The following is a 4,442-nucleotide window of genomic DNA, read 5'->3' on the forward strand; positions in this document are numbered from 1 at the left end:
CCGAGCGTTGACGTGCCCGGCTCCCGTAGCGGACCCGGCCCGATCTGGCCGATCGTACGGCCCGGGTTCCCGGGTCATCCACGGTTCGGCCAGGTTCGACGGGTCGGGCTGACCGACAGCGGGAGCACACCCCGATACCCGGAGCGTGCCACGCCTGCTCCTGACCCTCTTCACCATCTTCACCGTCCTGTCGCTCGCGGCCGGACCCGCCACCGCCGCCAAGCGCGGCGGACGCCTGGCCGACCGCATCAGCGGCAACTCCAAGGACAACACGCTGTCCGGAGGCGGCTCGCGCGACGTCCTGTTCGGTCGCGGCGGCAACGACCTGCTGCTCGGCGGCACCGGCGCGGACCGCCTGTACGGCGGCTCCGGCGACGACCGGCTCGAAGGCGGGTCCGGCGACGACCGGCTCGTCGGATCCAGCGGCAACGACCGGCTCTACGGGGAGACCGGCAACGACACCATCAGCGGGGGCGCGGGCGACGACGTCATCGACGGCGGCGACGGCGACGACTCCGTCCGCGGCGGCTCGGGCAACGACCTGATCGTCGAGTCACGCGCCGGCGACGACCGGCTGCTCGACGGCGGCCCCGGCGACGACTACATCCACGGCAACCTCGGGTCCGACCGGCGCATCCTGGGTGGATCCGGCAACGACATCCTGTTCGGTGGCTCGGGCAACGACGCGATCGACGGCGGACCCGGCGACGACCGCATCGACGCCGGGGCAGGCCAGAACCCGGGTCGTGCCGTGCGCGGCGGGGAGGGCAACGACGTCCTCACCGACGACGGCGGCAGCGCCGACCTCGAGGGCGGCCCCGGGAACGACGTGATCCACGGGTTCGGTGGCGCGGACCGCATCCTGGGTGGCGAGGGCGACGACACCATCAACGCCGGAGGCGGGGAGGACGACATCGACGCCGGCCCCGGGAACGACCTCGTCTACTCCGGTCCCGGCCTCGACACGATCGACTGCGGAAGTGGCCAGGACGTCGCCTACGTCTCGTCGCAGAGCGAGGCCGACAGCGCCCGGAACTGCGAGATCCTCGTCCTGCCGAACCCCCTCGACGGCCCGCCCGTCGCCGTCAGCGTCGACATCCGCGGAGCGACCGGCACGCGGTCCGCCTCGCGCGCCGCCGGTCCGCGCGCCGTGCGCCTCCCAACCGGCATCCACGTCATCGGCGACGTCAGCGTGGGCTCCGTCCTCGCGACGGTCGCCCCCGTCATCACCCCGGGCGGCGCCGTCTCCGACATCCTGGCCGACACCGCCGCGGGCATCGGCTCGCTCGTCGGCGGCACCGTCCACCTCGCGGGCGAGGATCCCACCACCGACGTCGACCCTGAGCGGGCGCGGCGCGAGCTCCTCTCGACCGGGTGGACCAACGCGGCGGTCACGACCGCCGGCACCGCCGGCGAGAACCTGCTCGCCGCCGTCCGCGCCGAGGAGTCCCGGGTCATCTGCTCCTACCGCAAGGGCTGCCGTGGCAACACGTCCGCCGACGAGCGCATCATCGGCACCTCCCGCCGGGACGTCCTGCGCGGCGGAGGCGGCTCGGACTTCCTGGAGGGCGCAGGAGGCAGCGACCGGCTCTACGGCGGACCCGGCAACGACCAGCTGTTCGGGCGCTTCGGCAACGACCGCCTCTACGGGGGCGCGGGGGACGACGAGCTCGAGGGGGGTCGCGGGAAGGACATCCTCAAGGGCGGCCCGGGTGACGACCATCTCAACGGCGGCTACGACCGCGACCGGCTCTACGGCGGGTCCGGCAACGACACCATCCGGGCGGTTGGTGGCGGCCGCGACTTCGTGGACTGCGGGCCCGGCCGTGACGTCGTCTTCAAGGACAGCAAGGACGTGGTCCGCAACTGCGAGATCGTGGGGTGAGCCGTCGGGCCTACACCGCGACCATCCCGCGCTTGCGGCTCGCCAGGAAGTAGCGCTCGAACGCCAGCTTGGCCCAATGGGCCTGCGGCCCCGCCATCACGTGCGGATGCTCCGGGGTTCCGAGGATGTGATCGGCCCGGAAGATGATCCCCGTGTTCCCACCGTCCAGGACGCAGACGGCCCCCAGGTCCTCCAGCGGGAGCCTCCGGCGCTCGCCGCCCTGCATGTCGGACGCCATGTTCTGCGCCGCGACCTTCGCCATGTGCTCGCTCATGTGCCCGGTCTTCGGCACACCGGCCGGCACGAGCGTGGGCTGGGGAGGCGCGATGGCGACGTCGACGCCTGCCGCGTAGACGCGCTCGATGTCCGCGTGCCGGAACTCCTCGTCGATCGGGACGAAGCCCGCCGGGTTGCCCAGTCCCTCGGTCTCGCGGATCACGTCGACGCCGGTGAACGGCGGGACGATCATCGAGAAGGCGAACGGCAGCACCCGTCCCCCTTCCAGCGCGATCTCGCCCTCGCGGACCTCGGAGATCACGGTGTTCGGGATGCCCTCGATCCCCAACCGGTCGAAGAAGCGCTCGACGCGCCGCTGCGAGTCGGACACGCCGCCCAGTCCGAAGTGCCCGAGGAACGGCTCCGCGGTGATGAACGTCACGGGCGCGACGTCCTCCAGGCCCGCCTTGCGTATCCGGTGCTTGGCGTTGAGCAGGAACTCGTAGGAGGCCCCGAAGCAGGAGCCTCCCTGGGCGGTGCCGACCACCACGGGTCCCGGGTTCTCCAGGAACCTCTCCCACGCGTCGCCCGCCCACTGGGCGTGTTCGAGGTTGCACACCGACTGGGTGTGGCCGGTCTCCGGGCCCAGCCCAGCGATCTTCTCGAACGCCAGCCGCGGCCCCGTGGCGAGCAGCAGGGTGTCGTACGCGATCTGCTCTCCCCCGGCGGTCGTGACGCTGCGGGCATTGATGTCGATCGCGGCGGCGGCATCGTTGACGAAGCGGATCCCCTTGCGTGCGTACAGGGGCGCGAGCGGGAAGGTGATGTCGTCCGCCTCGCGCAGGCCGAACGGCAACCAGATGAGCGAGGGGATGAACGTGAAGTCCGGACGCGGGTCGAGCACCACGATCTCGTGGCGGTCATCGAGCCGCTTGCGCAGGTCCAGCGCCGCGGTCAGCCCGGCGAAGCTGGACCCGACGATGACGGCGCGCTGGGGAGCGGAGGGTCTGTCGAACATCTCGGCCTTTCAGGAGAGGACGCCCTCGATCGTGCACCGGTACAGCGACCGCCGCATCGGGTCTGAGCCGCTTGCCGTTCCGTAGTTCCCCCCGATGGCGGATCGCGACGCCGCACCCGCGCCGGTCGGGCCGCCCGGACCCGTCGTCGGGCACGGCTCAGCTCACGGCGCGCACGACCCGCGCCCGCTCGGCGGTCGCCGCCGCGGAGGCACGGTCGATCTCGACGATCCGCTGCCGGTAGGCGCGGATGGCCCCCGTCTGCCAGCGGGCGCGGTCCGGCTCGGGATCGCCCGCCGCGCTGAAGCGGTCGAGCAGGCTGGTGATCGCCGGCTTGTCCTGCGCCGCGATCGCCCGGATCAGGCGCAGCGTGAGCGAGCGCGTGTTGGTCAGCAGGCGCAGCTGCGTCTCCTTGGCGGCGGCGAGCGCCGGGGGCGGCCGCAGGCGCGTCAGCTCGTCGCGCAGCCCTCCGACACGCCGCGCGTAGGCCCGCAGCGCGCGGGTCTGGCGCTCCAGGCCGCCGGAGACCCCGAGGTCCTTGCGCAGCTCGCGCCGGGCGCTGTTGAGACGGGTGACGATCCGCTCGGCCCGCGGCACGAAGAACGCGAGCTGGCGGGTCTCCGCGGCCATGAGCACGTTGAGCTGGTAGGCCCGCAGCACGAGGGTGTGGAGGCGACGTGCCGGGACGGGCGGCTCCAGCGTGGCGATGCGCTGGCGCGCATCCTCGATCCCGAGTTCCGCGCGGCGCAGCTCGAACTCCGCCGAGGAGCCCTTGAGCGTGCCCTCGGAGAACTTCTTGTAGGTGTCGTTGGCGGTCCGGAACTGCGGTCCCGCGCTCTGATAGACGTCGTCGACGTCGTCGAAGTACGCGCGAACGCGATCGGCGTCGCTCGTTCCCCCGCATCCGCCGATCAGCGCCGACGCCAGCACCACCAGGACGACCGGGAGCCGCCGCCTCATCGCTTGAGCAGGTCGACCTTCGAGACGCTGCCGTCGCGGTGACGGAACTGGAGCTTGACGAGCCCGACCCCGGAGGCGAACCACGAGCGCCGCACGCCGGAGCCGAACCGGTAGCCCTTCTGCGTGAGGCGGCTCTCGACCAGCAGCGCCGTGAAGCGGCCTGCCGGGGTGCGCACGCGCTGGTATCCCACGACCTTGGAGCGCCCGGTGACCCCGAACACGGCGTAGTCGCGACCCGCCTTGTTCGTCTTCCAGGTCTGCCCCTTCTTCGGGTAGGCCGGGACCACCGGGTTGATGCCGAACGTCATCAGGTCGAACGGCGTGAACAGATGACGCCGGCGGCTCTTGGGGAGCCGCTTGGGGCC

The 4,442-nt window shown here is 72.2% G+C and carries 3 protein-coding genes and 1 pseudogene; 1 reads left to right on the plus strand and 3 read right to left on the minus strand.

Translation table 11 applies throughout. From position 1 onward, the window contains the following. The first annotated feature begins 145 nt into the window (after positions 1-145). Positions 146-1,885: a calcium-binding protein gene (locus tag ABYE80_RS17565; protein ID WP_372791605.1), complete on the plus strand. Its 1,740-nt coding sequence runs from the start codon at positions 146-148 to the stop codon at positions 1,883-1,885. Between the two features lie 10 nt (positions 1,886-1,895). On the opposite strand, the gene ABYE80_RS17570 is transcribed toward ABYE80_RS17565, so the two are convergent. From ABYE80_RS17570 to ABYE80_RS17580, 3 genes and pseudogenes are all read right to left on the minus strand, one after another. Beyond that, a complete protein-coding gene (locus tag ABYE80_RS17570) occupies positions 1,896-3,119 on the minus strand; it encodes an NAD(P)/FAD-dependent oxidoreductase (protein ID WP_372791606.1) in 1,224 nt (407 codons plus the stop codon). Positions 3,120-3,276: 157 nt separating this feature from the next. Next, complete coding sequence (locus ABYE80_RS17575; protein ID WP_372791607.1) at positions 3,277-4,077, minus strand: hypothetical protein; 801 nt, start codon at positions 4,075-4,077, stop codon at positions 3,277-3,279. Beyond that, positions 4,074-4,442, minus strand: a pseudogene (locus ABYE80_RS17580) (hypothetical protein); the annotation flags it as partial. The pseudogene ABYE80_RS17580 and the gene ABYE80_RS17575, both read right to left, overlap by 4 nt.

This window comes from Paraconexibacter sp. (genome assembly GCF_041602235.1).
GTDB lineage: Bacteria > Actinomycetota > Thermoleophilia > Solirubrobacterales > Solirubrobacteraceae > Paraconexibacter.

What these genes read in the sequence shown, in the direction of transcription:
- ABYE80_RS17570 (WP_372791606.1), bottom strand. Translation starts at nt 3,119, where the DNA reads ATGTTCGACAGACCCTCCGCTCCCCAGCGCGCCGTCATCGTCGGGTCC.
- ABYE80_RS17575 (WP_372791607.1), bottom strand. Translation starts at nt 4,077, where the DNA reads ATGAGGCGGCGGCTCCCGGTCGTCCTGGTGGTGCTGGCGTCGGCGCTG.